Below are 16,343 nucleotides of genomic sequence, written 5' to 3'. Positions count from 1 at the left end.
ATGAACAGCAACCCAATCCCTATGGATCAGCTTGACGACATACTGGCCGCCGTGCACCTCGAGCTCGAGGACGGCGCCACCGCTGACCGCATCAATCAGATCGCAAACGAGAACCCGCAACTGCGCGCCGAGATTCTGGCCTTTGCCGCCGAATGGTTCGCTTCGGATGGAAGTGATTTGTCGGACGACATCCTTACCGTTCAGCAGACAGTTTCGGAGCATACAATATTGTTGGAGCGGTTTTGGCAGCTGACGATGCCTGCTGCCATCGACCCGTTCGAGAAACTGTCAACTGATGACCTACAAGCATTGGCTGAACGATGCCGCGTCGACCTGATTATCCTGCGTCAGCTTGTCAGGGGCCGCATCGACGAGACTACCATTCCGGGAAAGTTGATTGCCTGGCTCGCAGACGCCACCGGCGCGAGTATGGCGGACGTCTGGTCACATCTGTCATCGGGTCAGATCAACGCCGCGGCCGATTATTTCGCGCCTTCCGGCAGGCGCACGGGTGCGAAGGTAAGCTTCGCCCAAGCGATCCTACGTTCGGACCTCAGGCCAGATGACAAACAGTTTTGGCTCGCGCACCTGGAAGCTTGATTGGACCAGTTTGCAGCAATTCGCGCACTTGCTCGGGCGCTCAGGAATAAAGCCGCACTGTCGGATTCTCTGACTGCGATCGAGGTTGCTCGCGGGGCGGCAAAACATCTCGGGCTCACCATCCGGCCACATGATCCGGACTACGATGAGCTGGACGGTGCGCATGGCGCGCTCGACCGCCAGTTCAAATTTATCTTCGTGCGCAATGACTTGGCCGATGACGAACTGGCCGAGGTGCTCGCCCATGAGATTGGTCACTTCAAAGTCCATGATGGCGTGGAGAAGGGCTACTATCCCCGCTCGGAAGCCAATGGCGGGGATCCCAACCAGCGCATTGAGACTTATGGCATCAAGGAGCGCCGGGAGGCCCAGGCCAACAGTTTTGGACGAGAGCTGGTTTTGCCGCGGCCGCTTGCCAAGCAACTATTTCTGCAAGGAATGAACGCCAGCCGCATCTCTGAAGACCTCAAGGTGCGCTATGACACCACGCTGCAGCAACTTGCCGACGGCCTGCTTCTGCCTGACCTACAGCCCGCGGCCGAGACGTCCAGTCCCGCAAACGACAATTGCAATGAGTCACAGGCCCGCGCGGTCGATCATCGCGGGTCGCCATTCCTGCTTGGGGCCGGGCCTGGAACCGGAAAGACCAAGACCCTCACCGCCAGGATCGTCTCCCTGATTAAGGACAAGGTCCCGCCAGAGAAGATCCTGGCTCTCACGTTCTCGAACAGAGCGGCACTGGAACTGGCCGAACGGGTCCAGCGCGTAGCGGGCTCAAGTGCCGTCAATGTCTGGACCGGAACATTTCATGCTTTCGGATTGGACACGATCCGCAAGCACCATTCGCTCTTCGGCGTCTCGGAAGATCCAAAGATCGTCGACGCCAGTGAAGGCGTGGCAATGCTTGAGGAGGTCCTGCCAGCGCTTGATCTGAAGCACTACCTCAATCTCTTCGAGCCGGCGCTGGTGCTTCGTGACATATTGCGAGCGATCGCACGCGCCAAGGACGAATTGTGGAGCTGGGAAGACTACGCGCGGGCTGCCGAACAGATGCACGCGAGGGCACACTCGGATGACGAGGTGGTGGCTGCCGAGAAGGCGCGCGAAGTGGCGCTGGTCTACGAGCACTATCAGAACCAGCTCATCAAGGACCGGGCTGTCGACTACGGCGATCTGATCATGCGACCGACACTGTTGATGCGCTCGGACCAGGATTTTCGGGAGGGAATGCGCAAGCGCTTCACCCACGTCCATATAGACGAATACCAGGACGTGAACCGCGCAAGCGCGATGCTTGTCAAGGAAATCGTTGCAGAAGGCAGCAATCTGTGGGTCGTAGGCGACGCCCGTCAGTCCATCTACCGGTTCCGTGGCGCATCCGCGGCAAACATAGCCAGGTTTGAAGCTGACTACTCCGTGGGAACAAGAGACGGCCTGGAAGAGAACTACCGCTCAAGCGAAGAAATCGTCGAGGCCTACACGGCCTTTGGCGCCACCATGAAAGTCAGCGCCTTCGCAGGCACCAGCACGCTGCATGCCGCAATCGGTTCGATCGGTGAGAGCCCATCCATTTTTCCATGCGCCGACACCCAGGCCGAGATGGACGGTCTTGCCGGGTCAATCCGCGAGCTCGAGGCAAGAGGCGTTTCGCTTCGCTCCCAGACCGTACTTGCCAGAAGCAACGGCTCGCTTGCCACTGTTGCGGAGGAGCTCGAGGCACGGGGAATACCCGTTCTTTATCTCGGGCCGCTTTTTGAGCGCGCAGAGGTTCGCGATCTGCTTTCCCTGCTTTCGATCATTTCCGACAGCGCGGGCACCGGCCTGGTGCGTATCGCCGGTCTTCCCGAATATCGCATCCCCCTGGAGGACGTGCTGAAGGTCATTGGGGCCGCACGCACTACCGAGCAGCGGGTTCTCGATCTTCTCAGAAAAATAGAGAGCTTGAAGGAAATTTCAGCGGCCGGGCTTGCCGGACTGATGATGTTGGCCCGCCACCTGCAAGGGACCACCCAAGGCACGACACCCTGGCTAGCGCTTAGCCGCTTTCTTTTTGACACAAGCGACTATGTAAGGACGGTTCTGTCGGGTCAGTCGCCGTCCGATGACCTGCGTCGGGTCGCTGTGCGCCAACTCCTCGATGCGCTGCGCGCCATGCCCCTCCACGGTAAGGGAACACCGATCCGCCGCGCCCTTGATCGCATCCGCCACATGATCATGCTTGCCGACGAGCGCGACCTCAGACAGCTCCCGCCTGAACTGAGCGGGCTGGACGGGGTGCGCCTTATGACCGTTCACGCATCCAAGGGCCTGGAGTTCGAGGCCGTCCACCTGCCGGGGCTTTACGCTGGAGCGGTTCCCGCACCAAACCGACCGCCGGCCTGCCCCGCGCCGGTGGGAATGCTAGGCCCGGAGGAGGAGGATGCTCACGAGGCGGAGGAGGAGTGCGTCCTCTTTGTTGCCATGTCGAGGGCAAAGAGGCACCTCAGACTCTATCGGCCGACCATGCGAAACGGCCGGAAGGCCAACCCATCAAAATTTCTCGAGCGGGTTCCCGTCGGCCCGGGTCATTCCCTCGCCGGTGTGATCCGCAAATTGCCCCCGCCGAGCTACCACCCTATTCGTCTTCCGGCTGCCCCTGATGAGCTGACAGCAGATGATGTGGAGCGCTACTCCCAATGTCCGCGCCGCTTCTTCTACGCGCGCGTCCTGGGCCTGTCACAGCGATCCAAGGCGGGCGCATATCTTGCCGCGCATGGCTGCGTGCAAAAGGTGATCGCCTTCGTTCGTCAACTCGGCGAAGGCGTCGAATATGATCGCACCGAAGCCGCTGCGATTTTTCACCAGGCGTGGCGTGAAAGCGAGCTCGAAGAGCACATGTTTGGCGCTGCATATCGCAAGCTGACCATGTCGATGCTCGATCGGTTGCACGCTTCGGCGGCTGGAGCGGCCGCCACCAATGGCCGCCTCTCCACGGCCATTGGTGGCGAGATCGTCGGCCTGGAGGTGGACCGCGTCGTTCGCGACGGCGACAACCACGTTGTCAAGACAATCCGTTCCGGGCGGCAATCGACCGGTGATGCGGATCGGCTGTCAGCGACCCTTCTTCTCAAAGCGGTCGAAGAGACGCTCGGCCCACAGACCCGTGTCGAGAACCATTACCTGCTCCTAGGCTCCGTCCTTGAGATTGGCCAGACAAAGGCGAAGTTCGACAAGCGTCTGGACGACTGCGAGGCGGCGATCGCAAACATTCGGGACGGGCTCTACGAGCCAAGGAAGGACGATTTCCGCTGCCCGCGCTGTCCTTACCTCTTCATTTGCGCCGCGCCGAACGCCGAAGCCTGACCGGGACTTTTCCTCGCCAGCACCGTTTGGCGGCCGAAGCACCGGCGGCGAAATCAATCCTCTAAAAATCTTGGCAGCGGCCTTTCCGCTTTCACTGAGCTCAGCCGATCCAATGTTCAAGGGCGGCCTGTTGCCGTGCCGGAACAGAGGAAACTGATAGATGAAGACTGTAATCTTTTTCGCAGCCGGAGCCGAGCCTCCCGATCGCCTCGAACTGGAAGGGGCTGCCGTCGTCGGGGATCTCCTTGCCTTGGTGAAGGAGCGCGGTATCGATGTCGCCGAGCTCCTGATTTTCAAAGAGGACGACGACGAGCCCCTGGAGAACCACCACCCGCTCCATGGCCATGACCACCCGGTGTTCCATGCCCACCGCTGCCGCAAGGTCGACGTCACGGTCCACTACAAGATGGAAGCCTTCAAGCACAAGTTCGCGCCCTCGGCGACGATCGCCAAGGTGACGCGCTGGGCCGTGGAAAAGGCTGGCCTTGGCAAGGAGGAGGCCGAGGAGCACGTCCTCCAGATTCATGGTAGCCGCGTCCAGCCGCCGCAGAATGCACATCTGGGCAGCTTCACCGGCGAAAACTGCGCCGTTATGTTCGACCTGGTCCGCAAGAAGTTGGTGCAGGGCTGATGGCGGCATTGGCGACAGCCGAGGAAAGGGCGTTCCGGGAACACCTGGAGCGCCCTGATTTCCAGCTCGGCACGATCAAACAACAATGGCGCTTGCTGCGCGTGGCATGGCCGACTGCCGACTTCGCGATAAGAGCGCGCGACGGCACCGAGTGGGGGTTCCGTTTTCTTCTGGACGGCTATCCAGCGCAACTGCCGAACGCCAGGCCTTGCGACATGGAGACCGGAGTGCCGCTCGCCGCAGAATATTGGCCGAAGGGTTCGGGCCGGGTGGCGGCGGGGTTCAATTCAAACTGGAACGCTGCGGCCCTTTATTTGCCGTGTGACCGAATGGCGTTGCCTGGGCACGAGCAATGGATCGTGGAGCATCCCGAACTGCTCTGGAAGCCCGCCCGCGGAATTGTTCATTATGTGGAGATCATCCATGACCTTTTGGCTTCGTTCGCTTATTTCGCGCCTGTTCGGCCAGCGGCCTGATCTCTCGATCCCGGTCGACCTGTGGCTCGAACTGCTTCACGGACTGCGAGCGCGTGGCGGCAACCACCGGGAAAGCGGAGCTTTCCTTCTGGGACCGAATACTGCGCACCGCAGGATCACCTCTATCGTGTTCTACGACGAGATCGATCCTCACGCGTTCGATACCGGCATCATCGAGATCGACGGCGGCTCGATGGCCGATTTGTGGAACATCTGCCGTGAACGTGGCGAGGTTGTCGCGGCCGACGTTCACACCCACCCCGGCAGTGCCGGGCAAAGCGAATCTGATCGGCTGCACCCAATGATCGCCGAGCCGGGTCACATCGCGATGATCCTGCCCCGCTTTGCCGCCGAGCCGATCAGGTTCGAGGAGATCGGGCTCTATCGCTACCTGGGCCGTTTTCGCTGGACCGCACTCAAACGGTCACTTCTGCGGCCCACACTGCGCATTGAAGGAACAATCCATGGCTGAAGATATCATTGACACCCTGAACAGGTCCGCAAAGCTGTTCATGGACCGCGGCACGGCCGCTACCGCGGAGGAAGCCGAGCAGCGGCTGCATTCTTTCCGGATGCATCTTTTCATCGGCGAGAGCGCAGCCTCGAGTCCGACCCATCAGGCGGCGCTGCTCACCGCTCTCAATTGCGCTCGCCGCACCTTCCTAGGCGGCGTTACGGTGTCGGGCGTCCTGGACGCGCCTTTGACGTTTCCGGTCGTTGCCGGTGCGACCCTGGCTGACGCGGTAGGACACCTTCAGGGCATCATCGTCGAGGACATCCCGCATGGCGTTCCGCTTGTCAGCATCGGAACTCCGCCAGTGATCGATCGCGCGGGTTTTGCTATCAGAACAACATTCGAAGGCTGGCGAGCCGGCCTGGTGCCGTTCGACGCCCCCGCCCTTCCCGACTCTGCCGAGTTTGCTCCCGCTGGCGTGCTTGCCGGAGCGCTGGCCGTGTCGGAAGTCTTCGCCCATTTCGATGGCGAGCCGATGGCAGGCTACAGATCGATCGGAATGTCGCTATGGGATCTCAAACGGTCCGCCGATTGGAGATCGTCGGCGTCTGATGGGCCTGTCGCGGTACAGTTCCCATCGGATTTCTGGGTGATTGGGCTTGGCCATCTCGGCCAGGCTTTCCTATGGACGATCGGGCTCCTGCCTTTTGCCGATCCGTCAAATGTCCGCATGTTCCTTCAGGACGTCGACCGGGTCGGGCCGTCGACCGAGAGTACATCCGTTCTCACTTTCGCTACAGACGCCGGGCGGCTGAAGACCCGCATCTGCGCTGACTGGGCTGAGGCCCGCGGTTTCCAGTCCAGGATGGTCGAGCGGAGGTTCGCTTCCGATCTGCGTGTTGGCCACGGCGAACCCCTGCTGGCGCTTTGCGGCGTGGACAACCCCCAGGCGCGAGCCATCCTCGAAGGCGCGGGCTTTACGACGATTTTCGAGGCCGGCCTCGGTAGCGGCGTGGAAGATTTCCGCCTGATCAGGACTCATAGTTTCCCGGCGCCAAACAAGGCGATCGGCATCTGGGCCGACGGCCCGGAAGTGGACGAGGAGGGGCCTCAAGGAAATGCGCCCGTTGCCCTAGCTGGGCGCCCGCCTGCTTATAAAAATCTCCATGATCGCGGCGACCTCGACGAATGCGGCCTGACGCGGTTGGGACAAGTGGCGGTAGGCGCTCCCTTTGTCGGTATGATTGCTGCTGCCGTCCTGATTTCGCAAACGATCCGTATGGTCGCCGATGGTGTTCGCCCCACCGTTGCCAATTTGGATCTCAGGGCACTACAGCATCGCAGCCTCGTGCTGCGCGAAGCTCATGACATCGTTCTGTTTGGCACCGCCGGATCGGCCTGAACAGGATGTCCGCCCAGTCGAGATACAAGTTCCCCCGCCGTTTCTCAAAACCTTTGAACTTTCGAAGATCAGCCAGGCGATATCTGGCTGTCTCGTCGACCTCCTCGAGCAAAAACGTTGCCGCGCTCCTGGCAATCTCGAAATCCCTGACCGAAATCACCCATTGTCGTACGCGATTGTAGATTTTTTTCGGGGATGCTCATGACGCGCCTCGTTGGAACGATTTTGGAGCTTGGCACGGCGTCAGAGTCTGGTGATCATGGCAAGGGCATTGTTTGCAAACTGAACCCATCGTCTTTCTGCATCTTGATTTGGGCCCGGCGGCAGGGTCAAGCGAAGACCAAAGCTGAGGTTCCGGAGAAGACATGACCGAAGGCCCGTCTCTTAAGAGCGTGCTCGTGCAAGGATCTCTGGCTTATGCGATGCGCCGCGCTTCGGCGGCACGCGATAGCGAGCATGGGCTGCAGATCATGACGGCCGCGTCTCTGGCGGCGCGCCTTGCAGGTGGCCTGCTGCGGCCTGCTTCACGCGAAAGTATCGAGGTCGGCGTGCGCACGGCGCTGGCTGATCCGGATCTGCTCGACGAGATCTTTCCAATACGCGATCTTCCAGGCGCGGCAAGAGCTGTCCTGCGCACACTTGGCGATGTCTGGCGCGCCGGTTATGACCTCCGAAGCGCAGACGCAGCATCTAAACCACGTCTGCGGGATCTGGCGCGGATCGAAGATGAAATGCGTCTTCATCTGCAGCCGGGAGAGTTGCTCTTGCCCGATCTTTGCCGGTTGGCGCGCCAGGCCGTGCCATTTGGCCCGCGCGTGATTGGATCGCTTCGTCTCGAAGGGGTCCATGCTGTCGATCCAATCTGGCGCCCGCTGATCAACGATTTGTGCGACACCATCGATGTCGAGTGGATGGCGCCGCCCTGTTGCGATGCGGCTTGGTTTAAAGGAAGGCTCCGGCAGGCTTCAAGGGGCCAGGGAACTCGACGCGACATCAGTTGCGCCGATCCCTACCACGAGGCCCTGAAAGCCATGCGCTGGGCTCGCGCGCTACTTTCCTCCGGCAAGGCCAAAGCAGGCGAAATCGCGATCGCAACGACGGCTCCCTTCGCATGTGATGACTATATGCTGGCGCTGGCGAGCGGCTCCAGCCTGCCGCTCTGTTTCGTGCATGGCCGGCCCGCGCTTGCAACCAGGGACGGGCAGCGATGCGCGGCACTTGCCGACGCTCTGCAAGGTGGCCTTGGCCAGGCGCGCATTCGCAGGCTGCTGGCGCTCGCCGTCAACCAGGGAACCGTCCTCGATGGCCTGCCCGATGGCCGTTTGCCGGTCTCAAGCGAAGCGTCGCTGTCGAGCGCCGCAGAGTGGGAGCGGGCGCTGGCCGCCAACGCGTCAGTTTCATCGATCCTGATGCCTGTCATCAGGCTGCTGGAAATGGGAACAAGCCAGGCCGAAGCAGCCGGCAAGCTGCTGCTTCGGGGACGGGCCCGCAATCTTTGGGATGATGCGCTACGCTCCGCGCCGGCGTCAGCGCTGATGTTTTCACTTCAGGCGCTGCGTGTGGCCGACGACCGCGATCCAGCCGATTCAATAGCGTGGTGCTCTGTTGACCAGCTGGCCGCCGCGCCACGCCGCTTTGCCTGGCTGATGGGGCTCAATACCAAGTCATGGCCGCGCAACAGCGGCCGTGACCCTATGCTTCCAGGTTACATCGTGCCGCGGGCGCTGATCGATCCAGATCCGCTGGAAACTTCTGACCGGCGCTGCTTTGAAAACGTCGTGGCGACTGCGCAGCTGGCGGTGCTGTCTAGCGCCAGGCTTTCCGGGGACGGCAAGCGTATCGGGCAAAGCACGCTGCAAGCATCGACCGAGACTTTGGAAATCGTGCCGCGCGAGCAGCCGGCGCTTCACGCGCTTACTGAAGCCGACCGGCTGCTGGCCCGGCCGCAAGATCGCGCCGACAATCCCATGGTGAGCTCCGCAATGGCGGCCTGGAACGACTGGCGGTCCGCAAGGCTGACGCCCCATGACGGTATGGTCAGCAGCTCACACCCTGCTCTGTCGTCGCTACTTGAAAAGCCCCAGTCCCCGACATCCCTGTCGCGGCTGTTGCGCGACCCGCTGGCCTATGTCTGGTACTACGCGCTTGGCTGGCGCGACCTGGTTCACAAGGAACGTGGGCTTATCCTTCCAGCCGACGACATGGGGCGGCTCGTCCACGAGCTGTTGCGAAGGACAGTCGACCACCTTGAGCCGGAGCCTGGCTTCAAGGCGGCCGCGCGCCACGACGTCGAGGACGCATTGGCAACCGCGGCCGCTCATGTGCTTGCGACCTGGCCGCTTGAGACCAATGTTCCGCCGCCGGTTTTGTGGGAAAGCACAGTCCGGCAAGCGGTCAAACTCAGCCTCGCCGGCCTTACCTTTGAAACGTTGACGGAGGCCGACACCCGCTCCTGGACGGAAGTCCCCTTCGGCGGCGGCGCCCGCGAGGCTGCATTAAGCACACCTCTGCCCTGGGATCCCGAGCAGCCGGTCGTCCTGCCGGGTACCGACATCCGCATTCAGGGTGCGATCGACCGCCTTGATCTTCGTACCGTCGCCCAGGCTGTTCGGGTTACCGACTACAAGACGGGCCAGAGGCCCAAGGCGCCGGACAAAATAAATATTGGCGGCGGCGCCGAACTGCAGCGGGTGCTCTATTCGCTTGCCTGCCGGCAATTGCTTCCAGACATCACCAGGGTTGCTGCCCGGCTGATCTATTTGCGGCCACCGGTGAAAGCTTATGCGCTTGAGAACGGACAGCAGCTTGGGGATCTTGTCGCGAACTGGGTAAGGCAGGCGCGCATCGTGCTTGAAAATGGCGTCATCTATCCAGGCGTTGCGGTGATGCCCGAACGCTTCGGCAAGATCGCTTTGCCGGCGTCGGCCAGTTACGTCGACCGGAAGTCGAGCGCCATAAGAGAGGCTGCCGGTCGCGACCTTGCCGCATTCTGGGGGTCGAAATGACAAGCAGGCCGGACGACCGGGAGCGCTGGCGCGCGCTGACAGACTTGGACGCCACGCTCCTTGTCGAGGCATCTGCCGGAACGGGCAAGACGTCGTTATTGGCAGGGCGCGTCGTGATGTTACTGGCAGCCGGCCGCCTGCCTTCAAGCATCGCAGCCATTACCTTTACCGAGCGAACCGCCGGCGAATTGCGGGAGCGAGTGGATAAATTCGCCAGCATGTCGATCAACGGCATGGTGCCGAAGGACCTTGCACCGGCATTTAGCGAGCAGCCGCTGCGTGACGATCAAATCGAAGCCCTGCGCAATGCAAGACCACAGCTTGGCGATCTGACAGCCTCAACGATCCATAGCTTTTGCCTCGAGATATTGCAGAGCTACGCCGTGGAGGCGCGCGTCGACCCGGGCGCCGTCGTCATGGACGCCGAGCAGACCGATCTTGCCTTCAAAAGCATTTTCGATAACTGGCTTGGCACAAGGCTCGGGCAGGCATCACGGCCTGACGACCCAATCGTCGTGATGGCCGCCGACGATCCGAAGCTGGCGGTCAAGACACTGACGGCGGTTGCTAGGTTTCGCCGCTCTCATCCTGAAGCAAGGCCACTCACGCCCGCTGCCTATGGCGGCTTGGTGCATGAGCTGTTCGACGCCATCGCTGAATTCCGGCGCTGGATCAGCCGGGTGCCGGCCCCCGATGAGGCATTTGAGGATGTCACGGCTTTCGAGGCGCTTGCCAACGCAATCTCGGATGCGCGCTCGGATGGGCTGCCGTTCTCGCAACTGTGGTCACTGATTCAGGTCAAGAGTCCGACCCTTTCGCGACGCGATGGCCACAAGCTCGCGCGCTACAGGCTGCGGCAAAACCATTGGGACCATTCAGCCGGCAAGAGCCAGGGTCCGTTGCTGATGGAAGAAGGAAGGCAGCACTACGAGCGTTGCGCGCGATTGTTCGGCGATTGCATGGCAACGATTGCCGATACGCTGCTTGCGGGTTTCTTCGGTGAGACAGACGGGCTTCTCAAGGCCTTCGAGACGTTCAAGCGCGATGCGGCGGTTTTGGATTTTGACGACATCTTGATGCGCACGCGCGATCTTTTGCGTTCGAACGAAAAAGTCCGTGAAGATGTCGCCAAGCGTTACCGGCACATCCTGGTCGACGAATACCAGGACACAGACCCGGTCCAGACAGAAATCTTGTTCCTGATCACGAGCGAGACAGGCAGCGCGGTCGCATGGGAAGAGCGCATCATGCGGCCGGGCGCATTGTTCATGGTGGGCGATCCGAAACAGGCGATCTATCGCTTCCGTGGTGCGGACCTCAAGACGTATCTGGGCGCACGCGCGGCGGTAGAGACCCAGTTTCAAGGCAATGTCCTTCAGATCAAGGCAAACTTCCGATCGGGAAAGAGCATCCTCGAGCATGTCGACCAGGTTTTTGCGGAACGCTTGACCATGCAACAGGGCGGCTACGTCACGCTGGCGGCGACAGTCGCGGAAGACCTGGACCGGATCCAGAGCGTCGCGCGATTGAGCTACGACGTTGCCCCCAACGCCTATGCCGACACCATCCGCGATGTCGAGGCAAAAGCCGTCGCCGAGCTTTGCGGCAGGCTGATTGGAAATGTGATGGTGCGACGATCGAGCGGCAAAATTGCCTTGGCCGAGCCCGGCGACATTGCGCTTCTGGCACCTCGCCGCACGGGGCTCTGGCGATATGAGCGCGCCCTGGAGGAACTGGCGATCCCGGTCGCTTCCCAAGCGGGCAAGAACCTTTACCGGCGTCAAGAGACGCAGGACTTCGTTGCCTTGGTCAGGGCGCTGGCCGACAGCCGAGACACGTTGGCGCTGGGAGCGGTTTTGCGAGGCCCTCTTGTCGGACTGACAGAAAAGGACCTTCTCGACATCGCCACCGCTCTCAAACAGCACGACGAAAAGGCCTTCCTTGACCTCAACACCGATCTGTCGCTTGTCCATCACCCGGTGGCCAGAGAGGTTCTTACGATCCTGCAGGATCTGTGGCGAAAGCGCCGCTCAACGACGCCCCACGCAATCCTTTCAGAGGCGATCGAGCGGCTGCGCGCAATGCCCAGCATTGCTAGCCGAAGCGATGAGGAGCGGGCACGCTCCCTTGGCAATATCGGCGCCTTGCTGGAGCAAACACGCAGCTACCATGTGCGCGGCCTCAAACAGCTGGCGATCGATCTGGCCGTCGACTGGGACGCCGGCGCGCCGACGGATGAGGCCCCATCGGACGCCCAGCGCAACAGCATTGATATCGTCACGGTGCACAAGGCGAAAGGACTGGAATGGCCCGTGGTCATCCCGATCAATTTCGTCACCATGCCGGACGATGCAAACGAGTTCTTTCACCGCTCAGCCGACAACAGCATCCACTGGACGCTGGGCGATATCATTTCGAGCACGCTTGATGAGACAGTTGCGGCCGATCGAGCGGAGGCGGCGCAGGAACATGAGAGGCTGTTGTATGTCGCATGCACCCGCGCCCTCGACCTGCTCGTTCTTCCCGCGCCCGGCTGGTCACCTCTTGGCGGCTGGGCAAAATTCCTCGATCTGGGCCAGGCATCGCTTGCCGAGATAAGACATCCTGCCTCAAAGCCCCGCAACATGCGGTCACCACTGACCACCAGCAGTCAGACCTCGCAGCTGTTTGCCGAGGAAAGCGAGCGCATTGAGGTCTCCAACCCGCGCATCAGATGGCACCGACCGAGTATCGACGATGTCGACCGCGAGCTCATCGACCGGGCAGGAATCGACACGTCAGAAAGTGGCATTCAATCCATACCGGACGCCCTTGTTGAAGGTGCAGGGGCGCTCCGCGGCATTATCTTACACAAATTGATAGAAGAGCTCCTCACGCAAGTCGTTGAGCCAGACCCCAACCATTTGGAAGGCCGTGCCCAAGTCCTCGCGGGTCAGCTGATTACCGCAGATGCAGCAACACCAGATCCGGCCGAAATGGCCGCGACCGCGATGCGCACTTTCACGCTCCCTGGCTTGAAGCCCTATATAGCCAACATGGTGCCCGAAATCCCCCTTTACGGCGTCCGATCTGAAACATTGCTCGTATCTGCCCGTGCCGATGCGATAGCCTTCGACGCTGGCGTCGCTGTCGCTGCATTCGACTGGAAGAGCGACATTGCGCCATCGCCGGCCGACCGCCAGGCCTATGCGGGCCAGTTGCTGGAATATCTCGAGCTTCTGGCGCTTGATCGGGGCGCAATTGTCTTCATGACTTCAGGTGAAATCCAGTGGGTCAACCGCAAACGCACAACCAGCGACAGCGAATAGGCAGCTGGCATCGCGACCAGAGGCCCCTTCCCTAAGGACGCCGGCACTTCGCCAGGAGATGCACGGCGCTGCGTGCTTGAAGGCGCCCTGTCTTTTCTCAAGTCGGGCGTTGAGCGAAGGCGGCTTCGATATGCTCGACCATGGCTTCAGCGGCCTTCTCGAGTTCGGCCAGGTCATCCTTGCTTATCGAACGCTCCTGGCCTTCATGGTCGTAGCCGTAGCGATAGACGCAGTCATGACGAACCGGCAAAAAGGCCATCAGCGTCGCCTTGACTTGTTTGTTGGGGAAGATAGTGAAGCCCAAAGCGCCCCGGTAGTAATTATCTATTTTCACAAAGTTATGGTAGGGCAGCTCACGCAGGCGTGTGAGCACCCAGTCGCGGTATGCGGCAGGATTGGCCGCCAGTTCGGTGACCGGGATCTTTTCGCCGCTCCATTCCTTGTTGTTCTTCACCAATGCCGACATTGCCGCCGTTTCATCCATGACGACTTTGATCAACCGATCGCTGAGATAAGCCTCCATTGCGGAGAAATATTGAACAAAGAGCATTCTGTTCAACGCCCGGATCGGGCTTTCCAGCCCGCTCGCGATGTAGTCGATGTCGTAGGTCGCAAACTTGAAAATCGTCGCGGATCACGGATCAACTCCTGCTTGTGATCGGCGGTGGCCTTCGCGAAATCTTGCAGCAGCTCATCGGCAGGTTTTTCAATAGCGCCCATGAGGATGCCATATGCTCCAAATACCTGTGGGCGCAAGTCATCTAAGACTTAGTACTCAATCCGCATTGTTAACAAGCGTACGCTGCAATCAAGAAATATTTGACGCGATCGTAGGAAGGCGAGCGGCAAACAGGGCGGCGGCTGAGTAATTTCCCTTATGACCGCTTTGCCGTCAACGGCATGCTATATGCTTCACAGCTGACTTCGGCCGAATTGCCTGGCGGTCTATGATCGTGCGGTATTGGATTGACTTTCATCGACATCCGCCGAAGGCCTGATCCGCAACTCCCGGCTCATTCATGCTCCGCAATCGCTCAGTGTCTCGGCTCGCAAAGCATAGTGCTAAAACAGAAGTCGCCACACAGTTTGGACCGCTCTTGATGGAATACATTTTGCGAGTGGTCTGACTAGCGATCGTTTCACGATTAATCACCTGGTGATGGCTTGGGAACTGTCGCTATGGTCGAGATCCAGGGACAACGGCTCAAGATATTTCGTCTTCCATGACCTCGATCACCGACCCTTCTTCGTCGTCGGGATTTTCTCTGCCCGCCAATCCTGTCAGAATATCTCCCGCCAGCAGTTTCTCCTTTGAAAGCAGGCCGGCGTCCTCGAGCGCCTCGAAATCCGGCAGCTGGCGCAGCGTGTCGAGCCCGAACTGCGACAAGAAAGTCTTCGTCGTCACATAGGTGTAGGGGGCCCCCGGCTGCGGCGAGCGCGGCCCCGAGGCGATCAGATCCTGCGCGCGCAGAATGCCGATCAGGTCGCGCGACACCTCCTTGCCGAAGAAGGAAGAAAGCTCGGCACGGGTGATCGGCTGGAAATAGGCAATGCACATCAAAACGAGCGCTTCGGATTGCGACAATTCTTTCGACCCCTGCCCTGCGGGCGTGCCGAATGCGGCGTGGACGACGTCGGCAAAGGCTTTTTTGGTCCGGTGCTGCCAGCCGCCGGCGACCGCGACCAGCTCGTAGGGGCGGCCGGCGAGCTCGGCGCGGATGTCGTCGATGATCAGCTCGAGATTGCAGTTTTTTCCCACCACCCGCGCCAGCATCTCGCGTGTCACCGGTTCACTGGCGGCAAAGATCACCGCTTCGACGCGGCCCATCCATTCGCGCCAGCGCAGCTCCGCCGGCAGATGTTCTAGCTCGGTGTCGACCAGCATTCGCTGGACATCACTCTTGTCTCGCAGGCGTTCGGATCGGGCGGCCTCTGCCATCGCTACAGTCCAAACAGCCGAAAGGTGGTGCGGCCGGAAAGCTCGCGCACGGCATCCAATTGTTGCAGCCGGTCGAAAAGGCGCCGCGCCGCGAAGCGCGACAGGTTTTTTGTCGTCATCGATCCGGAGAGGGCGTCGTCGTCGAGCAGTCTTTGGATCACATCGCCCGCCCCCTTTGCCCTGAGCTTCGGTGCGACGGCGATGAGCCGCTCCGCGCGCCGCGACAGCTCGGCGGCCAACCGGCAGGCGTCCGCCGCGGCTTGCGCCAGCGCCAGGCACACTGCCCGCTCAAACCCTTTTTCGCCTGGCCGGATCCGCTTGCCGCCGCCAGGCTTGGACCGAAACGCCGGGCCAAAAGCGTGTGCCATCAGCAGCGGCAGCGGGCGCGGCCAGCGCAGGTTTTGCGCCAGCACCAGGTCGGCGAGCCACCAGGCAAAAAGCTCGGAGTCGGACTGCATGGCGACGACGTGGGCGGCGATTGCCGCCGCGGCGAACGGCGCCGGCCGCCCCGAGCGCGCCAGGTCGTCGATATGTTCACAAACCGCGGCCAGCGCCTCAACGTCCCAATGGAGACCCATCTGGTCGACGATCTTTTCGAGCTGATCGGCGCTGGCAGCGGGCGGCTGCCCGGCCAACTGCCGCCAGGCGCCAAAGGCGGCGCCGGCGGGGCCCGGATCGGCTCCGGCCTCGCGCAGATGCCATGCGTCGCGCAAGGCGGCCTCGTCCTCCGAGCGCCCGGCCAGCCGCATGCTGGCGGCAGCGCATTTCAGCGCCAGCCGCTGGCGCCAGGCGCCGGCGCAGCCAGCTTGCGTGCGCGCGAGCGTCTCGAGCGCGCTCAAGGCGGCGCCGGCACAGAAGGCGGCGCCGGCGTCGGTGACGACAGCGCCGTTAGCCAGCGCCCAGGCCGGGACGACCGGCGAGAGAACGGGAATGGCGGCGGCGGGGTCGAAGCGAATCATGCTTCTGGAGGGTAAAGCAGCCGTGCGCTTTTTGCGACAAACTTTGCATCAAAACGCACAGGCTGTCGTGCGCGCATAACGAACGATAATTGCATTATCATTCGTTGTTTACGAGCCTACGGAGCCATGGTAGAATACACCCGAAAGGTAGATTTTTGGAGCTTCTCGTGTCCCTGAACATCAAAAATCCGGCCACCGTTGCTCTCGCCGATGAACTCGCACGCCGC

12 protein-coding genes are annotated in these 16,343 nt (G+C 61.2%); 8 read left to right on the top strand and 4 right to left on the bottom strand.

Annotated elements, in window-relative coordinates; genetic code table 11:
- The 6 genes from NKJ93_RS32345 (at window position 1) to NKJ93_RS32325 (ending at window position 6,905) form a co-directional block, all read left to right on the top strand.
- Window positions 1-600: a hypothetical protein gene (locus NKJ93_RS32345; RefSeq protein ID WP_352593405.1), complete on the top strand. Its 600-nt coding sequence runs from the start codon at window positions 1-3 to the stop codon at window positions 598-600.
- Window positions 601-3,942, top strand: coding sequence for an ATP-dependent helicase (locus NKJ93_RS32340; protein WP_352593402.1), 3,342 nt, complete (start codon window positions 601-603; stop codon window positions 3,940-3,942).
- Window positions 3,943-4,102: 160 nt separating this feature from the next.
- A complete protein-coding gene (locus NKJ93_RS32335) occupies window positions 4,103-4,573 on the top strand; it encodes a hypothetical protein (RefSeq protein ID WP_352593399.1) in 471 nt (156 codons plus the stop codon).
- Entirely contained in the window at window positions 4,573-5,049 is a 477-nt protein-coding gene (locus NKJ93_RS32330) for a DUF7665 family protein (protein ID WP_352593396.1), read from the top strand. Before NKJ93_RS32335 ends, NKJ93_RS32330 begins: the two co-directional genes overlap by 1 nt.
- Window positions 4,997-5,521 carry a hypothetical protein gene (locus NKJ93_RS33715; RefSeq protein ID WP_502904415.1) on the top strand — a complete coding sequence of 175 codons (525 nt, stop codon included), beginning with the start codon at window positions 4,997-4,999 and terminating at the stop codon, window positions 5,519-5,521. Before NKJ93_RS32330 ends, NKJ93_RS33715 begins: the two co-directional genes overlap by 53 nt.
- Complete coding sequence (locus NKJ93_RS32325) at window positions 5,514-6,905, top strand: BilD N-terminal domain-containing protein (RefSeq protein ID WP_502904417.1); 1,392 nt, start codon at window positions 5,514-5,516, stop codon at window positions 6,903-6,905. The genes NKJ93_RS33715 and NKJ93_RS32325 overlap by 8 nt, the downstream gene beginning before the upstream one ends.
- Window positions 6,906-7,429: 524 nt before the next feature.
- Here the strand turns inward: NKJ93_RS32325 and NKJ93_RS32320 are convergent.
- Entirely contained in the window at window positions 7,430-7,753 is a 324-nt protein-coding gene (locus tag NKJ93_RS32320) for a hypothetical protein (protein ID WP_352593390.1), read from the bottom strand.
- A 183-nt stretch (window positions 7,754-7,936) separates the two neighbouring features.
- Between NKJ93_RS32320 and NKJ93_RS32315 the strand changes: the two genes are divergently transcribed.
- Entirely contained in the window at window positions 7,937-9,910 is a 1,974-nt protein-coding gene (locus NKJ93_RS32315) for a PD-(D/E)XK nuclease family protein (RefSeq protein ID WP_352593387.1), read from the top strand.
- Window positions 9,907-13,218, top strand: a complete 3,312-nt coding sequence (locus NKJ93_RS32310; RefSeq protein WP_352593384.1) for a UvrD-helicase domain-containing protein — start codon at window positions 9,907-9,909, stop codon at window positions 13,216-13,218. The genes NKJ93_RS32315 and NKJ93_RS32310 overlap by 4 nt, the downstream gene beginning before the upstream one ends.
- 97 nt (window positions 13,219-13,315) lie before the next feature.
- Here the strand turns inward: NKJ93_RS32310 and NKJ93_RS32305 are convergent, their stop codons facing one another.
- From NKJ93_RS32305 to NKJ93_RS32295, 3 genes are all read right to left on the bottom strand, one after another.
- The gene (locus NKJ93_RS32305) at window positions 13,316-13,768 is read right to left on the bottom strand and encodes a hypothetical protein (protein ID WP_352593381.1); all 453 of its coding nucleotides are present in this window, start codon (window positions 13,766-13,768) and stop codon (window positions 13,316-13,318) included.
- A 654-nt stretch (window positions 13,769-14,422) separates the two neighbouring features.
- Window positions 14,423-15,157, bottom strand: a complete 735-nt coding sequence (scpB, locus tag NKJ93_RS32300; protein WP_352593378.1) for an SMC-Scp complex subunit ScpB — start codon at window positions 15,155-15,157, stop codon at window positions 14,423-14,425.
- A gap of 2 nt (window positions 15,158-15,159) precedes the next feature.
- Complete coding sequence (locus tag NKJ93_RS32295; protein WP_352593375.1) at window positions 15,160-16,116, bottom strand: DUF1403 family protein; 957 nt, start codon at window positions 16,114-16,116, stop codon at window positions 15,160-15,162.
- Window positions 16,117-16,343: the final 227 nt, after the last annotated feature.

This window comes from Mesorhizobium sp. M0028, from assembly GCF_040323855.1.
GTDB lineage: Bacteria > Pseudomonadota > Alphaproteobacteria > Rhizobiales > Rhizobiaceae > Mesorhizobium.
This window is presented reverse-complemented; position numbering and strand designations above follow the sequence as displayed.